Source organism: Citrobacter sp. Cpo069 (assembly GCF_030332785.1).
In the GTDB taxonomy this organism is placed as follows: domain Bacteria; phylum Pseudomonadota; class Gammaproteobacteria; order Enterobacterales; family Enterobacteriaceae; genus Citrobacter; species Citrobacter portucalensis.
This window is the reverse complement of the sequence record NZ_JAOWHD010000047.1, coordinates 20,946-42,132: the sequence shown is the minus strand read 5'-3', so window position 1 is coordinate 42,132 and position 21,187 is coordinate 20,946. Positions and strand designations below refer to the sequence as shown.

Below are 21,187 nucleotides of genomic sequence, written 5' to 3'. Positions count from 1 at the left end.
GGCACTGTTGCAAATAGTCGGTGGTGATAAACTTATCATCCCCTTTTGCTGATGGAGCTGCACATGAACCCATTCAAAGGCCGGCATTTTCAGCGTGACATCATTCTGTGGGCCGTACGCTGGTACTGCAAATACGGCATCAGTTACCGTGAGCTGCAGGAGATGCTGGCTGAACGCGGAGTGAATGTCGATCACTCCACGATTTACCGCTGGGTTCAGCGTTATGCGCCTGAAATGGAAAAACGGCTGCGCTGGTACTGGCGTAACCCTTCCGATCTTTGCCCGTGGCACATGGATGAAACCTACGTGAAGGTCAATGGCCGCTGGGCGTATCTGTACCGGGCCGTCGACAGCCGGGGCCGCACTGTCGATTTTTATCTCTCCTCCCGTCGTAACAGCAAAGCTGCATACCGGTTTCTGGGTAAAATCCTCAACAACGTGAAGAAGTGGCAGATCCCGCGATTCATCAACACGGATAAAGCGCCCGCCTATGGTCGCGCGCTTGCTCTGCTCAAACGCGAAGGCCGGTGCCCGTCTGACGTTGAACACCGACAGATTAAGTACCGGAACAACGTGATTGAATGCGATCATGGCAAACTGAAACGGATAATCGGCGCCACGCTGGGATTTAAATCCATGAAGACGGCTTACGCCACCATCAAAGGTATTGAGGTGATGCGTGCACTACGCAAAGGCCAGGCCTCAGCATTTTATTATGGTGATCCCCTGGGCGAAATGCGCCTGGTAAGCAGAGTTTTTGAAATGTAAGGCCTTTGAATAAGACAAAAGGCTGCCTCATCGCTAACTTTGCAACAGTGCCAATCATACGTCGTCGCTTTTTATCATAAACCGCAGAACGAGCAGGCCCGGGATCGGATTGATATGATCACCGGACGCTACAGGCAAAACATTTTTGGCCAGTCCGGAGGTGAATACTGGAAGGACCTGTTTTGCTGGCCGACCCATGTTGTTGAGCATGGGCATAAAATCGGCATCGTGGTTCCAACCTACAAAAGCTACTTTTTCTTTAAATACGGCTCTAAAAACGATGATTTTCTTGGCATAAAAGGTCGTGAAAAGGAAGGCAAATGGTTTGCCAGCGCCAGCAACCAGAACAAATTTCTCGACCCACGTGAACGAGGCAATACGCTTACCTATCTCAAGGTCTGTCTGCTGCTGACAAGAGCCGTCAGAAGGATGCATGCGGCAGGTCTCTGTCACAGCGATCTAAGCTATAAAAACGTGCTTATCGATCCAGAAATGGGACATGCCTGCATCATTGACGTAGACGGCCTGGTTGTCCCTGGAAAGTATCCTCCCGACGTGGTGGGCACCCCGGATTTTATCGCTCCGGAAGTGGTGAAAACCAGTCATCTTTCCAAAGAGGATCCGAACCGCGTATTGCCAAGCATTACTACTGACCGTCATGCGCTGTCGGTGCTTATCTACATGTATCTGTTCTTCCGTCATCCGCTACGTGGCGGAAAAATACATGACATGTCGGATGAAGTACGTGATGAGACCTTATCTATGGGTGAGAAGGCACTCTTCATTGAACATCCGACAGACAAAAGCAATGCAGTCAAAGTCAGTCAGCTATCGTCCTTTTCACTGCCCTGGGCTGACCCGGAGAAAATTCCTTACACCATCATGGGCCCTTATCTGACACCTTTGTTTGAGCGCGCCTTTATAGATGGCTTACACGATGCCACTAAACGCCCGACCGCCGATGAGTGGGAAAGCGCCCTGGTTAAAACAGTCGATCTGATACAGCCCTGCCAGAACAAGGCGTGTGAACAGAAATGGTACGTTTTCTCGGGTAAGACAAAGCCGGTTTGTCCCTACTGCGGTACGCCATACAAGGGTAAATTACCGGTTCTAAATTTATATTCTTCCCGAAAGGAAGGCAGTTATCGTCCTGACGACCACCGGTTGATGGTGTGGAGCGGGCAGTCAATCTATGCGTGGCATGTGAATCGCCTCATTGCGCCAAATGAGCGTACAACCGATTTGCAAAGGAAACGAGTTGGGTATTTTGTTTTCCATAACGATCAGTGGTGGTTAGTAAATGAAGGCATAAATGGGCTTATGTCATTACCGGATAAACGACAGATTGCCATTGGGGAAAAAATTGAACTGACGAATAACGCTCAGTTTGTTCTGTCAAAGGAGGAAGGCGGCAGGCTGGTCGTCGTTCAGTTAGTAGAAAACTAACGGACGCCCATAACGACTAAAACGTTCTGGCAGCATACTGAACCTGTTTAATGAATCACTATATTAAGCTGTGTCAAATTTAAGCTGCCAGAAAAACTGACTGTCTGTGCCGGATATGCGGTACACCTCCTGCGGCAAGGGTTTAATGCGCAAAGCCCAATTTATTTATAAGAGTGAATAGTTTTGTGGCTCTACCCTGCCGCTCTCCTTTCCTGTGTCATGGTTTTTAACATCTGAAATACTGACATTGTTAAGCCGGTGATTGTATAAGGCGATGCGGACAATCTCATGAAGATATTCAAGTTCGTTTTGTGTCAAGGACTGGCCTTCCTGGGTTTTTGAAATCATTTCCTGCCAGCAGATCAGTCTTTCGTAACTGACATGTTCGCTGTTTTCCAGGCAGTGCAACCTGAAATAGCGAAGGAACAAAGGAAATTCATCGGTCTGAGCGATGTCATAAGCCCGAACCGTTAACCGACACAGACATACAATCGTATCCTGCTGTAACCTGACTAACGCGTTATGACTGCCCGGAAGGATATCAGGCAATTTCATCTTACAGTCAGCAAGGCGCTGAAGAAGAGGCCCTTCCTCTGAAGGCTCCCGTCCCCGATACTCCTGAAGAGGTTCAGATTCAAGTTCATGCATTAATGGATGATATAGCCATTCCCGGGAACTGGTCTCATCAATGATCAGGCTTTCAATGCACTCACTGTATGTTGTTTTACGTCGCCCGAGCTGCACCTGACTGATTTCATATTCAATATCTGGAAGATCGATACGCAATGCGGCAACTCTTTCGGAAGGATGAAGGTGGTCAAAGGTTAACTTCGCAGAAATGCTACGATCCCTGTCCAGAAAGACGGCCACACATAAATCATTAACCTTTACGAACAGATCAGCTGTGCCTCCGAACATACTGCCGCTTCCAATAACCTCATTCAGTGAAACCGGCCCACCATCGTCGCCAGCGAGAAGATTTGGGAAACCAAGAACCTGGTGCTCGTTGATGACTTCAATAATTTTTCCCCGGATGGCTTCCATCAGACCATCACAGTCACCGGCTACAGCAGTACTGTGTGAGAAATGCCAAAGCTTGACCTCCCCCTGCTTTGCTAACAGATCAGTTTTGCAAGCGGGGCAGATGCAGTTACAGTCGATACCCCGGCTGACCTCTGTAATATCTAAAAAGAGTCCTGATTCTCTCTGGAGTCCAAATGGAATACCAAATGTGTAACTCTTACGCATGGCTGCACCCCGTTTTTGATAATTATTCAAACTATATCCGAAATAACGGAGGAGGATTTCTGTAAAACGAATTAAAAGAAATGATTTTTTAGTTTTCCAGATTAATGTTTGACAAGAATCAAATGAGAGCCTTACAAATATGGAGAGAGAAGTTTAGGTAAAGTAACTTTTATCACAACTTCTAAAATTAAGGAGAATATCGGATGTATTTAGCAGTGGGCTTGGCTTATGATTAAAGTCTTTCTCCGAACTTAATAAGAAAGTTAAAAAGACAGGCTATTACAGTGCCTTTAGCCCCGAAAGGGGCATAAACTATTTTCAAATCCAGACACAGTCTTTTTGTTGTGCCAATATCAATAATTACTCGCGAACAAAGGTCCACACACTCGCAGGAACTTTGTCATATAACTTTTTCATTGTCAGTTCAGCTTTACGATGATCATAAGCACCAGAAATTTCAAGAGAGGCGACACCCGAGTTTTTTTCACATAACCTTTCAAATACTTTTTCGAGCGTTTCGAACGAACTACACTTACGGAATTTCATTAAATAAGACTGCTTTGTGTCAGACATAATCAACCTTCTTTAGACAGGCCTCAACTGGCCAGGGATAATCTTAATATCATTTTTCACTTAAGCCTAACGATTTCACAACCTTTTTCGTTGTTTCCACCCTGTTCATAACCAGGTACATGAGTGCTAAAATGACTGTAAATAAAACCAGTGTATCCCGGTGAGCAGGATGAAGAATCAATCAGTGATCAGACAGTTTTCGGAAAGCGAATTGCATCAGCAGCTGGAAACGTTCGGCAACCATGATAAACAGCTTTCACGCTTGATCCGTTACTTTTCCCATCTGAGATACAACACAGCTAAAACCTATCTGCACTGGCTACGAGTATGGAACGAATGGTATCAGGCGAATGCCCGGTTGCATACAGACTGGCCAGTAAGTTCGCTCCCCGTGTCTGAGGAAGCTCTGCTGGCGTTTATGGGGCATCTTGAAGGCAAATTGTCACGAAGCAGCATAAACAGCTGTCTTCAGGCCTTAAACAGTATCCATAAAAAAGGGCTTAACCTGCCCGGGATTATTACGTCTGAAGCATGGTACATGCTGGAAGCCTTAAAACAATCGGAAGCCCGGAAGCGAAAGACGACTAAACAGGCAACTCCCTTTCTTATTGGCGATCTCAAGGCTCTGATAAAGTTACGCAGTACTACAAACTCAGTTCGTAAGCTTCGTGACCTGTGCCTGATCTGGACAGGCTTTGAAACACTGCTCCGTTCATCCGAAATTCGCCGTATACGTCTGAAAGATCTGTCTCTGGATAGTATGACCGGTGAATTTAACCTGACGGTATACCGTACAAAAACGAACATCAGTACACTTCTTACCTACCGGCTGACACGTCAGTTAACTAACTGCCTCTTGAGATTGATGAACCTTGTGAAAATGGATCAGCACAGTCATCCGGATGAATACCTTTTCCAGGCCGTAAATTTCCATGATACAGGCTATATGCCACCCGGCTGGAAGCTTCGGAGTAAAGGGAATGAGCTATCTGAGCTTCTTAAACGGCATAACCTGCCCTACCGTGCTAAACAAAGTCTTCTGAACGATGAAGATGAGGAAGACACTGTGGACGATGCCGGTATGCTCAGCAAAAATTCCCTTTTACGGGCATTTAAAGAAATGTGGAATGAGCTTTATCCAAATGAGACTAAAACCCGTTACTGGACAGGGCACAGCGTTCGTGTAGGCGGTGCGATACAGCTGGATATTGAAGGTTACTCGCTACCACAGATTATGGAAATGGGGAACTGGTCGAATGAAGAAATGGTTATGCGCTACATTCGCAATATTGAAGCTGGTAAAAAAGCCATGATCAAGCTTATGCGAAATGCCTTTGATGAATAGCGCCCTCACGGGCGCATAACTTTATTTTTTCTTGAACGGGTTAAGTCTGGTGAGATTAGAGAGTGCCCCTCCCGGAGGCAAAATTCCCGTCCTTTTATATTTGTACACGCCATTTAATTTCATTGTCTGGATTCCAAGATTAATAAGCGTGACAAGTTTAAGGGTATACAGGAGTGTAAATTGGGGAGCAACCTGAATAAAAACTAATAACAAGCCTGCACACATTACACGTAGCCATGCCGCGTACTCCATGCTCAGCGGACGCTTGAAATAGAATCTTTCGAGCAAATCAACTGTCTTATTACTGATCCACGCCGCCGCCACTGAGAGTAACAACACGATGCACACCATAATGCCCAGTTCCATTTTCACTCCCTTCTCTTTTAGTCTGTTTAAGTTGAGGCTTAGCCACAGTAGTTTTGTTTTTTGCTTTTTTCTTAGGTTTGGTATGGTGAAACAGAAAACAATCCACCATTACCCAACCATTTTTATATCGAGCCACCAGCATCTTCTGGCTGGGGTAATGAGCATGAAACAGCATTTTCACGTCCATGGTGCCCATCAACGACTGTTTGCGCTTTAGCTCATCCTCAGCCATCTGAAATTCTTGTAAGAATTCTGAAGACAGACGCTGACGCAGAATTCTTATGGCACTGGAGTTTTCATCATTCTTTGCCAGGTGCCCGAAGCGTACAAGTGCCTTGTGGGTTATCTGGATGGGTCCCAGATGAGAGCTGAGCTGTTCGTACTGCCAGAAGTAGGTCAAATCCACCTTAACCCAGCTGATGCTGTCCAGCAGAGCCTCGTTCATGATGGTTCCGGACATAGGTACCATTGTCAGCCTGGCCAGACGCATATGTATGTAGTCCGTAAGCAACCTCAGCGACTCAGGAACGTTTTTATTGAGTAGGAGATGCTGAAGCACCGGGGTTGCGGTCTGCCAACACAGATTGCGCCCGTCAGGCAGGAAAGCAAACTTTTGATCGTCAGGCGCAGAGTTCGAAGCGTTTTCCTTACGAAGCAAAAAATAATGGCCGCACAGCAGCTCTGCTCTTACCTGGTCCTCGTCAGGGTCATGTCGGGCTTTACTTAGATCAACGGTTAGCACAACGCGGTTAATCGCATCAGCGTGATATTTTTTTACCCAGACGCAGACACGATAGAGACGCTCATCGATTTTCTGGCTGGCTGTGGAAATCCATTGCATTGTTGTTCCTTAATTTTCGGGGCTGACAATGAAAATGCCCAGCTCAGCCCCCGGCACGAGTTCTGTATATTTCAGGCTCAGCTTCCGTTGGTTGGACGGACCCTGGCTGTTTTCAGGAGCCCAGTCAGAGAGCGTTTTTAATTGAGGTATGTTGCCTGCTGCGAAAATGGGCAAGGATGCTTTTACTACTGAATAATCAGTCTCAGCATATTTATTCCCGTTTCGTTCCTGCCCTTCAGGCCTAAATGCAAAAATGTGAGCAATCGGAACAGGGAAAGAGTTAGTTCGACAAAGGCGATAAGATTCGCCCTGCTTCAGTGGGTGAAATTCAAGACGGTGTAAAGCCTTATCGATATTAGACACGACATTCAAATTGGTAGTTGCTACATTTTTTACTTCTGAGGCTCTCCTGCGCTCCAACAAACTCACAAGTTGCTCTGCTGTTTTAACTTCCTGGTTTCGGTTTAGCCGCCATGAAAAAGTAACTTTTTTAAGCTGGGACTTGATGAAAAGGATATTTCTTGTTGAGTGCATAGCGACAAGGCCCGGGAGCTTCTTGTGCACTTTATCAAAACGGACATTCTTTTTATTATCGATACGCCTCATTGCCGCAGCAAAATCATTTTTTGCTTCGTTTATAGAAGTGATCAAGCTTTCGAGAAGATCTGCTCTTTCGGGGACAATGATTAGACCCGGGTATTTAGTGGTTACTTTGGTGGAATCATGACTTAATGACTCTATGTCATCCACACAGATGTCAGTAAGTGCCTGAATAATTTCCTCAACCGAAGCATCGTCTTTAATACTAACCCTGATGGGTTTAACCTGCTTCAAGCGCTCTTCTGTTCTAGATACGGTGGAGACAGTCATCAGGTTTGCCATCATCGGGGGGGTGTTCGAAAGAAAACACTTGAGCGAGTCGATGCGTTCCAGAATCTGGTCACGAAAATAGGGCAAATCGTCATAACTCATACGTTTCTCCAGGCTCATGTTATTTCCAATCAATTTTGCTGCCCAGGCTGACCTTGCAGAACATAAATGTCATGTAAACCTCTAAAGAAGTCATTTTGAAACAGCTTTCACAGCATGCGATTTATGTTCGATAGGGCTCATGAACAAAGGATGATAATGGAGACGCCATGGATAGTGGATAGTCTTACCCACCTGGGTGATCCGATTGAGGCGAAAACGACCATTTATACAGTCAACTGACCAAAGCCCGGGAGAAACTAACCTCTTCCAGCGGTAAAAAGAGAAACCTGCAACACAGAGGTCATGCTCCAGGAAATGTTGAGTTTCGACGACGCGAACTTTTATCAAAAACCCCAGCATTGGCGAAAACCAGATCAACAACCATGTTGGCGGCAGGATGACTTTGTTCAGGAGATGATCTGTCATAAGCAAGGCAGATAACATCAGAAAACTGATAGTCAACCACAGGGCCATCCAACCGGCCCATACGCGGCTCAGACAGGGTTTCCATTCGAGAAGAAAAAGTTTTTTATGCATTCTGCCCCGCCTAATTTTAATGTATTGCCGAAGTATGCTGCATCATGATGGTGGTGCGGGGAAAGATTTCAAACTTCCACAATTCTGAAGCCGTGTTCCAACCATGAAAGATCCCGTCTCCACAGCGAGTGTTAAAAGCAAGAATTTCATCCCTGACCTGGTAAGCGAGCACTTCTGGCATATCAATAAACTCAGGTAAGGAAAGAAGAATTCCATGGATAACTTCTCCGGTTAACTTACTCATAACCTCTTCCTCAGACAGGGCAGCGTCCGGGAACAAACACAACGGAAGTGAAAAACAACATAGGTCAAGACCAATAGCAGCCCTTCCTGCGTCGTAGCCTTCTTCATTAACGACAAAACGAAAGAATTTTTCTGTCTCACCCCGTAATGATGACGGTCCTTCAGACGGAACTTCAATACCACTGAAGACTTTATCGGTCCAGTTGGTAAAAGGACTGGTGAAAACCCAACAAATTAAGGATAACGCCAGCTCTTCCTTAAACATACGTTCAGTGCCGGTAGTTCTGGAAAGTTGCTTTTGAGTACTCATGTTTTACCTGTTGCATGAAATTATTGATGTTATATAAACACAACCGGCATTTTATCTAATAGGTTTGAAAACACTAAAAATCGCAAATGCTGGTACCTTTCTGTTTTAAGAGATTTTCAAGGTAAAGTGAGGCTAGATCAATTGGCTGGTTCTCTTCAAGACAGGCTCGCACAAGATCTTCAATAGAGACCGAATCAACCCCCCTTCCCTGTAAAATTTCTTTAGCAGATGCCAGCGTTTTATGAACGCTTCGACTTAGTTGTAATCTGACTTGTGTGCGGGTATCAAAAAGACAATCTTCTGTGACACTTTGTGAAACGGTTCTACTCATTGAAAAATCACTCCATTTCTGGGATCGAATGAAAATTAACAGCTATAGATGTATCAGGTTTCCCATTTTCTACGATACTCAACCACGTACGCGCTGAGATTTGTTGTTCACAGACGAGTATGTAACCTGTTCCCTGTTGATGATGTAGCTCAAGAGCTTTTAGGATAGGCTCTGAATGAGGTCCGAGAGCATCACGCGTGTGAATAAGCGTTTGCTCTGGCAATACGTTGCTAAGCATAGACAGCAGAACATTACGCTCATCCTCATTATCCGACAAAACAAGAATTATACGAAAACCCGTTTTTATACGAAATCTGATTTCTGAAACTAACTTTCTTAATCTTAATTTATATATGACCAGGCGGAATCGAGTCATCAGTAAAGAGACCACTGTGAAGATAACGATTACTGCGCCATATTTTGACCTGTAGAACCACCAGTTAAGGCCTCCAGCAACTATCAGGATTAACATTAAAATTAAACTCCCATAGAAAAAAAGTGCTGGGTAGCGAGTTGTCTTTCCTTCAATTAGTGCTGAGGCAAATATCAAAATGGATATTCCGTAAATTACCCAGTCAAAAATACTTTCTCCAATCATTCTTTAGTGAACATCCTTAAAAGTGGAAATGTAGGTTTATGGGTTTATGCATTTTCCTGATGGCCTTGACAACCAAGGATTTCACAGAAATTGTCACAGTGTGAAGCTGTAACAAAGCGCTCTCCACGTTCGAATCGCTCAACCAAATCCTTTCTTACTTCACTTCCAGGTTTCTGGAAGATGTACTCAAGCTGGAGATCCTCGGCCGTTGAAAGTAGTCGTTCTATGCTGAAATCAACATGGTAAAAGCAAAACTGATTATCAACCGGGGGAAAGTTGCTTTTGGTACTGTTCTCGTTTTTGGATTTTAGTTCATTCATGAGCTCTCCTTGGTTGAGAACAGTATACAAATCTCTTTAGGGATTTTTTTTCGTTAATAGCACTTTTTTGAGTTTAAAGAGTATGTTCATACCAGAGCATTAGAGGCTACGAAAAGGATAATGGAATTAGAAAGATAGATTTTAAGTGGTGATGTAAGGTGGGATAGGTAGAAGAGGAGTAGACGCTTGTAAGCGAGGCAAAAAAAAGGCACGGAAACCGTGCCATAAGAGTATGTGAGAAAAAATCAAAATCAGGGAAAGAATCAAGCAGCTTGTGAAACTGAATCTCCAACTGCAAGATTTAAATTTCTTAGGTTATCGAAAACTTCAGATACTAAGTCATTACGGTCGTGGATTTTAATCCGCCCACCGGTTAACTCTGAAACATAAACGGTATGGCAGAGGTCAGTAACCACTTCGCCGTATTCATCAACGACTTCCAAAGATGCAATCATCGGAATATAAGAAGCCGCAGCATAGCTCTCATAAATACTTATTATGGAGTCATTGTTGCGTCGAGAAATTACCCTACCAGAAGGTAAAGCCTCATCTTCCATATAGCAATCAGATAGGTCCTCACAGAAGTCATTTTCTTTAAGTGAAATATTAAGGGTCAATTCACTGTTGATAGAGCGTGAATAAGAATATTCACTCAGTTTATAGCAAGCCAAACTTATATCACTAAAAGTTTCATAAGCTTTATAGAGGCTCGATGTTATAGACTCAGATACAAATGTTATTAGTCCAATAAAATGAGTATCCCAGAACTGTTGCAAAGCAAAACGGGCAATCATAACCTGACCATCAACCTGCATCAGTCTGTTATATTCATCCCGGTCATAACCTTTCGACTGAGAAACATCATTAGACATGCTAAGAACTTCACTACAAACATCATCATATTCAAAACGGCTAGTTGCAAAGTGTTTTCCTGAAATCTCAAGGTACTGACCAGAGACTGCGTCAAACACCTCAAGAAAGTAACAGAGTCGAGATTTTAAAGATTCTCTGTTTAAAGCTTCTATTTCATTCTCAGAGATACTATCGACATATAAATCAACAGCATTCTTGAGTTCAATAGCTTTGATATTACAGGTAAAAGAAAGCTCGTCACTTTGACAATGGCAAACACTTAATACTATATCCGCCTCATCAAAATCTATGCCAAGATAGCTCAGAACTGCTCGGACATAGTTTTTATCATCAGATGAATGTGTCATATACACTACCTCAAATTTGAGAGGAAGTGCCCCAGAAGGGAAGCGACTTCCCCACTGGGTTAGATAAAAGTTTGGTTAAGCTAAAAGAAGATGCCAGCGACAGATTTTACATTGTCATAGACAAGTGTCTTCAGCCAACCAAAGTTACTTTTTTGGACTGAAGCAAAAGGATCATTGAGACGCGTTACGAAAATCGTCAAAAGCTTCAGTTATTAGTAATGTGCGATCAGTTACTCTGTATCGGTCATTACTTTCGAGAGATACGTAAGTTGAATGCGAAGAATCACAGACAACACGCCCTCTTTTATTGATCAATCTTACTTCCATCATCACCGGCACATTGATAATTGAAGCAACATCGGTATAGAGGGATATGAGGGCATCATTGTCACAATATAACGCCCCGTTCCCATCAAATGTATCGTTAAACTTAATATATATATCTGGCATATTTGCCGGATAATCATCAGTATTGAAATCAATGCATAACTTTAAGTCATCATTAATACGGCGATTAATCTTATGCTGCCCAACACGTACAAAGCCATGTTCAACAGCTTTGATAATCCTTAAAGTTTCATTAAGACAATCTGTAATTCTTTTCTCGACAAATGAGATAAAGTCACCAAAGTCGGAATGAAAAAACTGTTTAAGTGCAAATTTCGCAACTAACACTTTCCCATCCACCTTCATTTTATCGAGATAAAGATTTCTTATAGCATCAGTAGAAGAATTAGCTTTAGATAACTCTTCACAGTCATTAATAATCATTGAAACAATATCAATAACTTTAACTGGGCTTAAAGTATTACTATATCCGCGAATATCAAACGTAAAAAATCCGAAATTCTTAAATACTCCAAGAAAATAAATTATTTTTTGTTTCAAAAGAATAGAATCGGAGTAAGATGCGTTGTGCTTTATTAGTTCAGATATGTAGAGATCCAACATACAATTTAAATTATCGATATCTACATCGTAATCAAAGGTTACTTTGTCGAACGAAGTATCAGATAATTGAACGGTTATATCGTCAGCGGGAACATTAAGGCCTAAATTTTGATAAAGAAAGGCACTAACAAATTCCACGTGGTCAGATTCTTTAAACATTTACACTACCTCATGACTAAAAAGGAAGTGCTTCCCACCGGGAAGCAAGTTCCCGGATGGGTTAGATTAATTATAAAAGAGTTCTTCAGAAGGTACATGCATTTCTGGTTTGAACTGTTTTAAGGAGTTGTTTATAGCTTTTCGATATAACCCTGAAGAGTGTGGCTTAAACATTTGATATTCCGTAACGAGCAGAGGAGACGTAAAGCATCCTAAGTTCACTAGTGAAATATTTGATGTTTCTTCACAAACATCTAATTCAGCGTATATCCGCCTCTTCATTACCCTGCCTGCTAAATAGCGACGAACATGATTTATAAACTTGTCCGCATCTGATATAGAATTAACTATATAATCAGATGTGACTATCTGATTAGATACAGTTTCAGGTATAGCTTCGGCTATTATTTTTACGTTCATTTCATAATCAACACTATGGAAGCAAGCAAGAATTTGTGGCTTCGCGCTTTCTAAAATCTTTTCAAGAACAGAAAAAATCAGAGAGAACTCGTTTAAAATTCGCTTTTGTATAAGTCCATGTAGATGTTTTATGAAAGGAGAACCGTGTTCAACAAGGCCTAGTATAAGATCCTTAGAGGCCAAATCTGAGCGGTAATAAACGTATTCTAGATTATCCCGGTTAAATCCTTTGATAAGCAAATCAGGCTGCTCTGAGACCAGTCGTAAATGAGTTGAAGCTATAGAAACTTCAAAACGAAAGTTCGCGAGATTTACAGGGCCTGCTTTTAATGTAGCCGCTTCGGAAAAATAAATGAAAAGAGGATGCAAATCATCGTTACCACAGTAAAGATGGTCTGCGCCCTTAAGATATTTCACCAAATGAGGTAGAAAAGATATTACTGGAATATCAGCCACAAATCGAATATGCCGAAATGGTTTTGAATCCAAATATATATTTTCCACTACAGCGCCAACAAAACCCATTTTAACAAGAATAGATTCAACTAACTTTTGTATCGCATTCATTTAAATACCCTCTTAATAGAGGGATTTCTCCCAAAGGGAGAAATCCCTATGGGAGAAAATAATTTTAATTAATAATTGTAGCGAAGCGCATGTTCTTTTTCACTAAGATGGTTTTCATATTCCGACTTACCAGAACTTAAACACTCTTTGAAAAAGACCTTTGAAAAATTCTTCAAGTCACTTCGGTTGTTAATTTCTTTGTCAGACATCAACTTAGCTGAGTGTGAGGTATCCACAGGCCCCAACCACCATTCATATTTAATATAAACACAATTGGTTTTTGTATGTCCATTTAGAAATCGTTTTGCATTTCTAAGTATTTTTCTACAACCGTTAAGGTCTGAAAGTAAGATATCTGGAGCAATGAGCTCTTCCAGAATATGACCAGGTAAGCCTTTCCTAAAAAGCTCAACATCGTAACTACAATACCAGTCACGATAATTAAAAGCTTTAATAAGTCTTTCAGGTGTATCCAAAGATATCTTATTCAGGATTTTTAATGCAAAGCATACAGCATCTTTTAACAACTCGTGCACCTCAACATTGATAAATGAGAAAAACGAGCTTAATTCTTTCTCTAAGGAATTATACAACTTACCGTAAATATCCTGAGAAAAAAGATACTGCAATCTTTCTTTATTATAAGTGCAATTCGAAATTGAATAGACTTCTCCTCTTTCGATTTTGCACCCTTCCCTTAAAACTATAGGAAACCTCAAATGGTTAACAATGAAAGAATGATTCTTTCTTTGCTTCAAAGCATCTAATTGAAATTTCGTAATTTCCTCCAGATTTGCATCTTCAAAACCTGGAAAGGGAATATCACAGAAACAAGAACTATATGCTTTTGCTGATTCATACATAAACTCCAGTGAAACATCAGCATCAAAAGACATACCAGAGAACATGCCCTGCCCATTGTCTAAAAATGTAATGTTTTTAACCTGTATTTTTTTATGTTGAACAACCAAAAAGGCATTAATGATTTTTTCGATAATTTTCATGTGATCCTCTCTCAATAAAAAAGGGATCACTCCCATATGGGGTGTGATCCCCACATGGGTATAATTTAATTAAAAATCTGTAAGACCTAAATCTTTATTTCTACCACAAACTGTAGAAGATATAAGACGTTTTACTCGCTTTCGAGCACTTCGGCCTGACGTATCTTTCAAGTACATCGGTAATGACAATGATGAGATTTGATTACTTCGCTTATGATGGCAGACTATATAGCCCTGCCTCCACCCCGAACGCACAAACTCACGGATGCGGTTAATATATGCCGAAGCTTGAGATTTTGTACTTATCGATTCAGAACACTTTAAGTTCTGTTCGATAGAGTAAAGCTCAGCCGCCATTAATTTCACCTCATACAGGTCATCCCCATAACTTATAGTTTTCAACAGCTCTTCCTTTTCCCGAATGAAAAATACTTGCTGCATTCCAAGGATCAGGTCATAGGCCTCTCGAAAGAGGTCGATAAGCTTATTACGAACATAAATCATAAACTCCTCAAAGTGCTGAAGCCAGAAATAAGCCGCATTACTTATTTGTGAATTGTGAGAACAAACAAGCCCTTTAGCAAGCTCGACCTCTTCCTCCCGAAAAGTAAAGTTACTTTTCTTAAACCGACTTTGTTCAAAAATGCTTTGATGCATTTCTATCCATACAGAAACAAAACCGAGGGATTCAAATTCTTCGTTTAACAAATGTAAACTTTCGAAGATTTTCTGAATTTCGATCCCGATGTCATATGACAGTGGACATTCTTTTATAGAATAAACATAACCGGGTAGGAAGTGAGATAAATGCTCAGTTCGCAAATATAAACTGAATTTAAGTTCTGTCAGTGGTTGTTTCAAAGATAATTTAGATGATTCGCTTATATTTACTGGTTCAACACCATTTCTAATCAAAATAGCTTTTACCAGGTCCGTAGCTAACTTCATACAGCCTCCAGTCGTTATTGAGGCCTCCCTGATGCAGGTTGGCCATCAGGGAAAATATGTAAATCAATTAGCAACCAATCAGACCGTTGCCATTACATTGTCAATGTATCTGACAAGGGATGGGCGGTCGTCCTGTAAGGCAAAACGGCGAAGGTCATCAAGATTATACGCAGGAAGATAATCAGCGTAACCTCGAATACGAAGGTCCTCAACCACAACTTTTATATACTCAAATCGTCCAAGATTTCCTTTTAATGGGGGTTTTCCTGGACTAGACAGCATATCGTCTGCTTGCTCCCATGTGATTTCTTTAGCTTCACCACTATGTAGATCAAGATGGACATATATGAATGACTTATAATCTCCACGGCAACGAAGATAATATTTCGGATAGAAATATTTGTCACAACGCAACAAACACGTTCCTGAAGGACGAACTACGTACAACAGGTTTCTGTCATTTTCTAATATGCCATGTTTCAAAATCGTTATATCTATCTCATTATCATGCAGCAAATAGCATGACGATGGTTCATTGACGATGCGCGATTTTATAACAGCAGCAAATTTATTAAAAACTTCGTTAGTTTGAAAATTCATTAAAATGCTCTCCGATGTAAAACGACGAGCATCACCATAACGGTAATACTCCCGTTATGGGTTTTAATAGTTTATGGAATAACCATGTCATACAACCGACCATAGCCAGTAGTACCGCACATTTATTTAACTGAGCAAGCATCTCAGCCGTGAAAAGACCTTAAAGGCAGGTAATTATCACGAAGGAAAGCGGTTATCTTATCAATACAATTTAAAAAATAATATTGATAAGATAACCCCCCCCGCAAAATGCGGGGGAGTTATCGTTGTTACAGCTGATTAAGACATTCAGGAGCCCAGTGAATCGGGAATCCATCCTGCCCTGTTAACTGGAGAACATCGTTCCAGTCGATACCCTTTTTCCCATCAGGAATATCTTGTGCTGGTTCGAAGACTTCAATTGTCAGCTTTGATGCGGGATATCGTTTAGCCAAAAACTCAACCATGCGGCTTTGAAGTCGCTGAGCAGCTTCGATACCGGCACGAGTGCCTTGTGAGTTAGCAATATCCTTATCCGCCCAGATATAAAAGTTTATATATTTTACATCCGGCGGAGGCAGTAAAAAATCAGGAACAGTAACGTTTTCAAGGCACCATGCGGAGCTGGCTGCCCAGCATGGTGTTGAAGTCGCTTCTACAACAGAAAGCGCATTCTCGATCCCTTCAGCCACTCCCAGTGTCCAGGTCGAACTACCTGAATCATAGTGAGGGTCAAACAACTGAATTGAGCCACCTGTCATATCGGCAGGAGGCTTCATCATCAGCTTTGGATTTTCTACAGGTGCCTTATCACCGTTTTTGTCTACGTATGTTCTATGGATAGTCAGAGGCCGACCTCGGGTGTCACGATAGATTGCAATCATTCCCGGATAGATAATCGATTTCTGCTTATCTTTATCCCAATAGTAGATCCGGTTATTAAAGCCTAAATCCTTTGGTAAGTGACTCAGTAAGCGGGAGATCCCACGATTACGGAGGTACAAAGCAACAGGAGTATTAGGCTTTATTTCACCGGTATAGTGATACATCACATCAAGTTTTCGCATTCGCTTTGCCACTTCCTCTCGGTCAAGAGTTTCTGTGGCACGAACTGCTGATTTATAGCGTCGTTCATTTTCAATGTCGGCGTCAGTTAACGGAGCATGCAGATCCATCCCGAAAAAATCTGAGAGAATCTTTTTGCAAGTCTGCGTTTTACTTAATTCATAATATTTCGCCAGAACATCAATTCCGTCGCAAAACTCATTTACCGGAAAGTCATTATGGATCGCACATCCGGTATAAAGGTCTTTTTGCCGGAAACGAAACTTCGATTTCCCTGCGCCAGTAAACGGGCAAGGAACCTGGCTCGGGGCTTTTGCACAAGCGTCTTTGAAAGCAGGTATTCTTTCGAATATATACTTCCAGCCAGACACTTCAGCAATTCGAGCATGAACGAGTTTAATAAAGTGTTCAGATACTTCCTGTGGTTTACGACGAAGAGCCGGGGATGCATAAGTCATGATGATCTCTCTTATCTGGCATTGTGAGTTTCTCAATGCCTTCTGCGGTGCAGAAGACAGGGAGAAACCCACAACGCAGAATTTAAGAAAGAGGGCCCGGGGGCCCTCAACATTTATGCTTCAGTCGTGAAGCCATTATTCTCAAGACGCTGTATGTAGTTATCTACAAGTAACGCAGCCTGCTGGCTATTACCCTCCGCTATAGTGACTTCGCGGAAGATTCTTTCCTGAGGGCTATCATTGCTTATAACTTCACCAACACGTCCGAAAATACGGACTTTATGCATCGAACCGACTTTTTCATGTTCTACACGGTAAGTTTTTATCTGAGTCATATTTTGCTCCTTATTCCTTCATGGAGCAAAAAGACCCACCGGGGCCTTTTTGCCCCGATTGGGTAGAGTTTATTAAGAAAGTATTTGATGAACTAGCTTACTGACTTCAATAGACAATAAAGAAGTATCATCAACTGTTACGAAAGTGTCCGTTTCAAAACCAATTATTTCATCAGTCTTAATACCAACACCAACGATTTCTATTCCATTACATTTAGCCTTTTCCATAACTTCGACGATAGTAAATTCCGATTTATTCGGATAACCATCAGTTATAAGAAAAATTATTTTCCTATCGAATTGGCTGTCAAGTAACAGATCAACAGCTGCCATTAAAGCAGATCCCGTAGGGGTATAATAACCCTTACATCCAAGAGTGAATTTCGATAGAGATTCCTCAACGCTTTGATCAAACGTTTTGATAATCTCAAATTCACTTTCCTTGAAGGGAAAAACTATATTGGAGACATGCATTTTTGACAAACTTTCAGCGGCCATCGATAAAGCAAGATCTGACTTAATGGCATGAATATATCTTTCATCATTAGCCATTGACGCTGAAATATCACGAACTAATACGAGGCCAACATGCCCTCTATTTTTAGATTCGCTTTGAGCTCTGAAGACATCACGAACTCCCATTTGTGACAGAATTAATCGATTTCCATCGAAGGTAATTCCACGCTCATGAGTTTTGTTTCGGCCACGCATTTTAACCTGCTGTAAAACAGACAAGTCGCTACCGATTGAATGACTCAGAGACAAAGCCTCATTGTAAACATTCAAATCGATAAGGAGATCAGGGATATCCCATTCAGAAGCACCGAATTCGGCTTTCACGTCATCGGATACTTTTGATGCAATACCTTCAATCTCTTTAGCCAAAGCATCGTGATAATCTTCGCTATCCTCATCACTGCTAAGAAAGGCATCCAACAAATCTGCCAGTATCTCCCATTGAGCCGATGAAAAGTTACTTTCATCTTCAACGTTAGTCGAACTGGCTTCATCTGATTCACTCTCGGAAGGGTTAATCGCATCAGTATCGTCTTCAATAATGTTATCACCCGTGGGATTGCCACCGGTGGGTTCATTATTTCCCTCGTTATCTTCAGCAAGTTCTGAAGGCTCAGAACATCCCTCTTGAGCAAGATCAGCGTTATCGGAAGTATCTGCCTGACCTTCACTATCGTCCTCAGAATCATCCTCACGACTATCAGTCGACGTAAGCGATTTATCTTCTGATTCGGTATCGGTATCGGTCTCGGATTCATCATATGCCTCCTGCTCCTCCTGCTCTGTCTGCTGCTGTTGTTCCTTTGCCTCATCCCGCAGTCTCTCTAAAAGAGCCAGGGTCTTACGAGCAAGGGATTCACAGCCCTGAGTATTTTCACAACCAAGAGCATCATGAAAAATTTCCTCAACATCAGAAATTACTGGAGAAAGTATCTTTTGGGCATAGTCAAAAAACGGATCGAGGGTTTCTTTGTGACCTACCTGCTGAAGGACTTTTACTCGCAATGAGTTAAGCAGATACCACTCAATAAATAGGACAGGATTTTCCGGACGAGAAGATATATCAGGAGTCATCCTTCCGGCTTTAACCATCAGTGCGTAAGTGGCTGCAAGCCGCCGCTTTGCATCCGGATAATCGTTACCAACCTTCTCTTCCATCTGTACATCATCGAACAGATTTATAAGCCCGGTAAGACGTTTTGCCCTGCTATAAGCTTTACGTTTCTCAGCGAGGCTCTCAAACTCTGCATTCATTCCGTCATCGAAGCGTGTAAACCCTTCAGATGACATGAGAACACTATTAAAGGCGTCACTGTAAACCTCACTGACGGTATAGCGACCATGACCAGCTTCATGACAGGTAAAACCTTCAATCAGACTGACAAAGTCATCATCGCTATAATCGCCGTTTGGTAAAACACAAACTTTATTGACAGGATCAAAATACGGTCCTTTGGTATTGTCGTCTATTACAACTCTTACATCGCCTAAGCCGCTAATGACTTTTGCTATATTCTGTAAACGCTTAATATGGCGCGGCGATGATTTAAGATCTAATTTCATAGAATACCTCTTTATAAAAAAGGGGTACTCACCCAGATGGTGAAGTACCCATCTGGGGTTTTTAATAAAGCAAACAGTTACCAGCCTTTGAGCTCGATATCAAAACCATTTTCAGCATTGTCTTCCTGTTGCGAAACTGATTTCTCAGGTTCAGCTACAGAATCAGTGTTTGAAAACGTGCTGTTTTTTATATCGTTCTCTACGACAGGTTCAACCTGAAACACATTTGTTGAATCTAAAATAGCTTCAATACCTGTGTTCTGTAGCGCGTTCGGTTCTGTTTGTGAGCTTTGATTAAATGATCTGGTAATAGATTCCAACCAGTCAGTAACCTTTTGCTCTCCTGAAATAATACGCTTTAACATTGAAGCATCACTCATGAAATAAAACCACTGCTGTAACACCGCAACGTCGCGAGGTTCAGAAATGGCACCTTTAGGTAAATTATTCATTATGTGTTTTATAGCTTCTGCAAGTACTGCCGCCTCTTTATGTATAAACATGAAGCTAATGATCTTATTTTGCATTTGCTTCAGTCGGTCAATAGTACTTGAGCGCAAATTATTATTTTTACTAATTTTTTCATAAACCCTCATTGCTTCTTCTGCCAGATCTGTTATCAATTGTTCCTGATAGTAGTCCTGGGTTTCATCACCTTCAACGCTAATAGGCGTAAAAGGAATAAAGTGAGCAATATTAAATCTAAAGGATTTTATGAAATCATCTTTAGTTAATTTCAACTGATCAATCAAAGAAGACATTCTTGGGCTTCTATTTTTTTCAGCCTCAATATGCATCTCATAATTGTCTACAACGTTTTGAATACCTGCCTGAAACTCTCGTTCAATCTCTTGGGCCCCTTCCAGAAACTCTTCCATACTGGAAACTGGTAAAATCCACATATTGCTATAGCGGATGCACAAGCGTGAGCAAAGGGTTGATATTCTGCTGGTAATCGTACTTTTGAAGCTAAGGGCTTTTATGTCAATCCAACGTACTTCGCTTTTAGATACGCTTTTTTGATCCGTAATATCATCTCCATCATAAGACAAATCGATTTTATCGGTTCGACGCGATCCTTGACAGCCACTTATTTCAATTTTTGTTATAACTGCACCTTCCAGTAAATCTGGATATGATTTTGCAAAATTCTCAGAGATTTGTTTTGCAGATACTTTGTTAAGCATTGAAGTATTTAAAGTCATGGGTTTCTCCAAAAAAAAGGGGAAACCCTCCCCAACGGGAAAGATTTCCCGATAGGGTTGATATTAAAGCTTCTCTGGTGCAATTAAAAGAATACCGGGAAACTCAGCGGCAACATCATCATTGCCCATTGCTCCCTGATACATATAACCTTTTAATTCCATTTCTTTAATTAGACCTTCCATATTTATTTTACCATCATGATAAAACAATAAAGAATAGTCGTTATTCAGTTGCATAAGTCCAGTAAAATTAGTTCCGTTTTTTGCTATAGCAATGGTAGCAGCACCATCCGTACTTA

Annotated in this window: 22 protein-coding genes; 3 read left to right on the top strand and 19 right to left on the bottom strand. The window is 41.7% G+C overall.

Going from position 1 to position 21,187, the window contains the following annotated elements:
• The first annotated feature begins 63 nt into the window (after nt 1–63).
• Nucleotides 64–768 carry an IS6-like element IS26 family transposase gene (locus OGY08_RS11965; protein WP_001067855.1) on the top strand — a complete coding sequence of 235 codons (705 nt, stop codon included), beginning with the start codon at nt 64–66 and terminating at the stop codon, nt 766–768.
• Nucleotides 769–777: 9 nt separating this feature from the next.
• Entirely contained in the window at nt 778–2,214 is a 1,437-nt protein-coding gene (locus OGY08_RS11960) for a helix-hairpin-helix domain-containing protein (protein ID WP_286565890.1), read from the top strand.
• A gap of 165 nt (nt 2,215–2,379) precedes the next feature.
• On the opposite strand, the gene OGY08_RS11955 is transcribed toward OGY08_RS11960, so the two are convergent.
• Entirely contained in the window at nt 2,380–3,462 is a 1,083-nt protein-coding gene (locus OGY08_RS11955; protein ID WP_001232447.1) for a competence protein CoiA family protein, read from the bottom strand.
• A 360-nt stretch (nt 3,463–3,822) separates the two neighbouring features.
• Entirely contained in the window at nt 3,823–4,035 is a 213-nt protein-coding gene (locus tag OGY08_RS11950) for an Hha/YmoA family nucleoid-associated regulatory protein (protein WP_001285422.1), read from the bottom strand.
• A 169-nt stretch (nt 4,036–4,204) separates the two neighbouring features.
• On the opposite strand from OGY08_RS11950, the gene OGY08_RS11945 reads away from it, so the two are divergent.
• Nucleotides 4,205–5,380, top strand: a complete 1,176-nt coding sequence (locus OGY08_RS11945; RefSeq protein WP_000795949.1) for a tyrosine-type recombinase/integrase — start codon at nt 4,205–4,207, stop codon at nt 5,378–5,380.
• A 301-nt stretch (nt 5,381–5,681) separates the two neighbouring features.
• Here OGY08_RS11945 and OGY08_RS11940 read toward each other — a convergent pair whose 3' ends face one another.
• From OGY08_RS11940 to OGY08_RS11860, 17 genes are all read right to left on the bottom strand, one after another.
• Complete coding sequence (locus tag OGY08_RS11940) at nt 5,682–6,587, bottom strand: hypothetical protein (RefSeq protein ID WP_001198595.1); 906 nt, start codon at nt 6,585–6,587, stop codon at nt 5,682–5,684.
• A gap of 9 nt (nt 6,588–6,596) precedes the next feature.
• Nucleotides 6,597–7,559: a DNA replication terminus site-binding protein gene (locus OGY08_RS11935; protein WP_000119428.1), complete on the bottom strand. Its 963-nt coding sequence runs from the start codon at nt 7,557–7,559 to the stop codon at nt 6,597–6,599.
• Between the two features lie 90 nt (nt 7,560–7,649).
• Nucleotides 7,650–8,096 (bottom strand): hypothetical protein, encoded by a 447-nt coding sequence (locus tag OGY08_RS11930; protein ID WP_265217411.1) that lies wholly within the window; start codon nt 8,094–8,096, stop codon nt 7,650–7,652.
• 16 nt (nt 8,097–8,112) lie between these two features.
• Complete coding sequence (locus tag OGY08_RS11925) at nt 8,113–8,649, bottom strand: hypothetical protein (RefSeq protein WP_000107167.1); 537 nt, start codon at nt 8,647–8,649, stop codon at nt 8,113–8,115.
• A gap of 338 nt (nt 8,650–8,987) precedes the next feature.
• Entirely contained in the window at nt 8,988–9,578 is a 591-nt protein-coding gene (locus tag OGY08_RS11920; protein WP_000578891.1) for a hypothetical protein, read from the bottom strand.
• 44 nt (nt 9,579–9,622) lie between these two features.
• The gene (locus tag OGY08_RS11915; RefSeq protein WP_001004201.1) at nt 9,623–9,898 is read right to left on the bottom strand and encodes a hypothetical protein; all 276 of its coding nucleotides are present in this window, start codon (nt 9,896–9,898) and stop codon (nt 9,623–9,625) included.
• A 263-nt stretch (nt 9,899–10,161) separates the two neighbouring features.
• Nucleotides 10,162–11,118 carry a hypothetical protein gene (locus tag OGY08_RS11910; RefSeq protein WP_000149830.1) on the bottom strand — a complete coding sequence of 319 codons (957 nt, stop codon included), beginning with the start codon at nt 11,116–11,118 and terminating at the stop codon, nt 10,162–10,164.
• Between the two features lie 171 nt (nt 11,119–11,289).
• Entirely contained in the window at nt 11,290–12,228 is a 939-nt protein-coding gene (locus OGY08_RS11905) for a hypothetical protein (protein ID WP_000472041.1), read from the bottom strand.
• Between the two features lie 66 nt (nt 12,229–12,294).
• On the bottom strand, nt 12,295–13,215 hold the full coding sequence (locus tag OGY08_RS11900) for a hypothetical protein (protein ID WP_000991697.1): 921 nt from the start codon (nt 13,213–13,215) through the stop codon (nt 12,295–12,297).
• A gap of 68 nt (nt 13,216–13,283) precedes the next feature.
• On the bottom strand, nt 13,284–14,219 hold the full coding sequence (locus tag OGY08_RS11895; protein WP_000691119.1) for a hypothetical protein: 936 nt from the start codon (nt 14,217–14,219) through the stop codon (nt 13,284–13,286).
• 69 nt (nt 14,220–14,288) lie between these two features.
• Nucleotides 14,289–15,167, bottom strand: a complete 879-nt coding sequence (locus OGY08_RS11890) for a hypothetical protein (RefSeq protein ID WP_000762003.1) — start codon at nt 15,165–15,167, stop codon at nt 14,289–14,291.
• 78 nt (nt 15,168–15,245) lie between these two features.
• Nucleotides 15,246–15,767, bottom strand: coding sequence for a hypothetical protein (locus OGY08_RS11885; RefSeq protein ID WP_001011130.1), 522 nt, complete (start codon nt 15,765–15,767; stop codon nt 15,246–15,248).
• Between the two features lie 269 nt (nt 15,768–16,036).
• A complete protein-coding gene (locus OGY08_RS11880; protein ID WP_000220379.1) occupies nt 16,037–17,269 on the bottom strand; it encodes a DUF7146 domain-containing protein in 1,233 nt (410 codons plus the stop codon).
• 113 nt (nt 17,270–17,382) lie between these two features.
• On the bottom strand, nt 17,383–17,604 hold the full coding sequence (locus tag OGY08_RS11875) for a hypothetical protein (RefSeq protein ID WP_063624499.1): 222 nt from the start codon (nt 17,602–17,604) through the stop codon (nt 17,383–17,385).
• A 72-nt stretch (nt 17,605–17,676) separates the two neighbouring features.
• A complete protein-coding gene (locus OGY08_RS11870) occupies nt 17,677–19,683 on the bottom strand; it encodes a VWA domain-containing protein (RefSeq protein WP_000762700.1) in 2,007 nt (668 codons plus the stop codon).
• A 77-nt stretch (nt 19,684–19,760) separates the two neighbouring features.
• Entirely contained in the window at nt 19,761–20,888 is a 1,128-nt protein-coding gene (locus OGY08_RS11865; protein WP_000174396.1) for a DUF3150 domain-containing protein, read from the bottom strand.
• Between the two features lie 63 nt (nt 20,889–20,951).
• The gene (locus OGY08_RS11860) at nt 20,952–21,125 is read right to left on the bottom strand and encodes a hypothetical protein (RefSeq protein WP_001176645.1); all 174 of its coding nucleotides are present in this window, start codon (nt 21,123–21,125) and stop codon (nt 20,952–20,954) included.
• Nucleotides 21,126–21,187 lie beyond the last annotated feature (62 nt).

Excerpts from the sequence above, each read along its gene's own strand:
- OGY08_RS11965 (WP_001067855.1), top strand. The coding sequence starts at position 64 with ATGAACCCATTCAAAGGCCGGCATTTTCAGCGTGACATCATTCTGTGG.
- OGY08_RS11955 (WP_001232447.1), bottom strand. The coding sequence starts at position 3,462 with ATGCGTAAGAGTTACACATTTGGTATTCCATTTGGACTCCAGAGAGAA.
- OGY08_RS11950 (WP_001285422.1), bottom strand. The coding sequence starts at position 4,035 with ATGTCTGACACAAAGCAGTCTTATTTAATGAAATTCCGTAAGTGTAGT.
- OGY08_RS11945 (WP_000795949.1), top strand. The coding sequence starts at position 4,205 with ATGAAGAATCAATCAGTGATCAGACAGTTTTCGGAAAGCGAATTGCAT.
- OGY08_RS11940 (WP_001198595.1), bottom strand. The coding sequence starts at position 6,587 with ATGCAATGGATTTCCACAGCCAGCCAGAAAATCGATGAGCGTCTCTAT.
- OGY08_RS11935 (WP_000119428.1), bottom strand. The coding sequence starts at position 7,559 with ATGAGTTATGACGATTTGCCCTATTTTCGTGACCAGATTCTGGAACGC.
- OGY08_RS11930 (WP_265217411.1), bottom strand. The coding sequence starts at position 8,096 with ATGCATAAAAAACTTTTTCTTCTCGAATGGAAACCCTGTCTGAGCCGC.
- OGY08_RS11925 (WP_000107167.1), bottom strand. The coding sequence starts at position 8,649 with ATGAGTACTCAAAAGCAACTTTCCAGAACTACCGGCACTGAACGTATG.
- OGY08_RS11920 (WP_000578891.1), bottom strand. The coding sequence starts at position 9,578 with ATGATTGGAGAAAGTATTTTTGACTGGGTAATTTACGGAATATCCATT.
- OGY08_RS11915 (WP_001004201.1), bottom strand. The coding sequence starts at position 9,898 with ATGAATGAACTAAAATCCAAAAACGAGAACAGTACCAAAAGCAACTTT.
- OGY08_RS11910 (WP_000149830.1), bottom strand. The coding sequence starts at position 11,118 with ATGACACATTCATCTGATGATAAAAACTATGTCCGAGCAGTTCTGAGC.
- OGY08_RS11905 (WP_000472041.1), bottom strand. The coding sequence starts at position 12,228 with ATGTTTAAAGAATCTGACCACGTGGAATTTGTTAGTGCCTTTCTTTAT.
- OGY08_RS11900 (WP_000991697.1), bottom strand. The coding sequence starts at position 13,215 with ATGAATGCGATACAAAAGTTAGTTGAATCTATTCTTGTTAAAATGGGT.
- OGY08_RS11895 (WP_000691119.1), bottom strand. The coding sequence starts at position 14,219 with ATGAAAATTATCGAAAAAATCATTAATGCCTTTTTGGTTGTTCAACAT.
- OGY08_RS11890 (WP_000762003.1), bottom strand. The coding sequence starts at position 15,167 with ATGAAGTTAGCTACGGACCTGGTAAAAGCTATTTTGATTAGAAATGGT.
- OGY08_RS11885 (WP_001011130.1), bottom strand. The coding sequence starts at position 15,767 with ATGAATTTTCAAACTAACGAAGTTTTTAATAAATTTGCTGCTGTTATA.
- OGY08_RS11880 (WP_000220379.1), bottom strand. The coding sequence starts at position 17,269 with ATGACTTATGCATCCCCGGCTCTTCGTCGTAAACCACAGGAAGTATCT.
- OGY08_RS11875 (WP_063624499.1), bottom strand. The coding sequence starts at position 17,604 with ATGACTCAGATAAAAACTTACCGTGTAGAACATGAAAAAGTCGGTTCG.
- OGY08_RS11870 (WP_000762700.1), bottom strand. The coding sequence starts at position 19,683 with ATGAAATTAGATCTTAAATCATCGCCGCGCCATATTAAGCGTTTACAG.
- OGY08_RS11865 (WP_000174396.1), bottom strand. The coding sequence starts at position 20,888 with ATGACTTTAAATACTTCAATGCTTAACAAAGTATCTGCAAAACAAATC.
- OGY08_RS11860 (WP_001176645.1), bottom strand. The coding sequence starts at position 21,125 with ATGCAACTGAATAACGACTATTCTTTATTGTTTTATCATGATGGTAAA.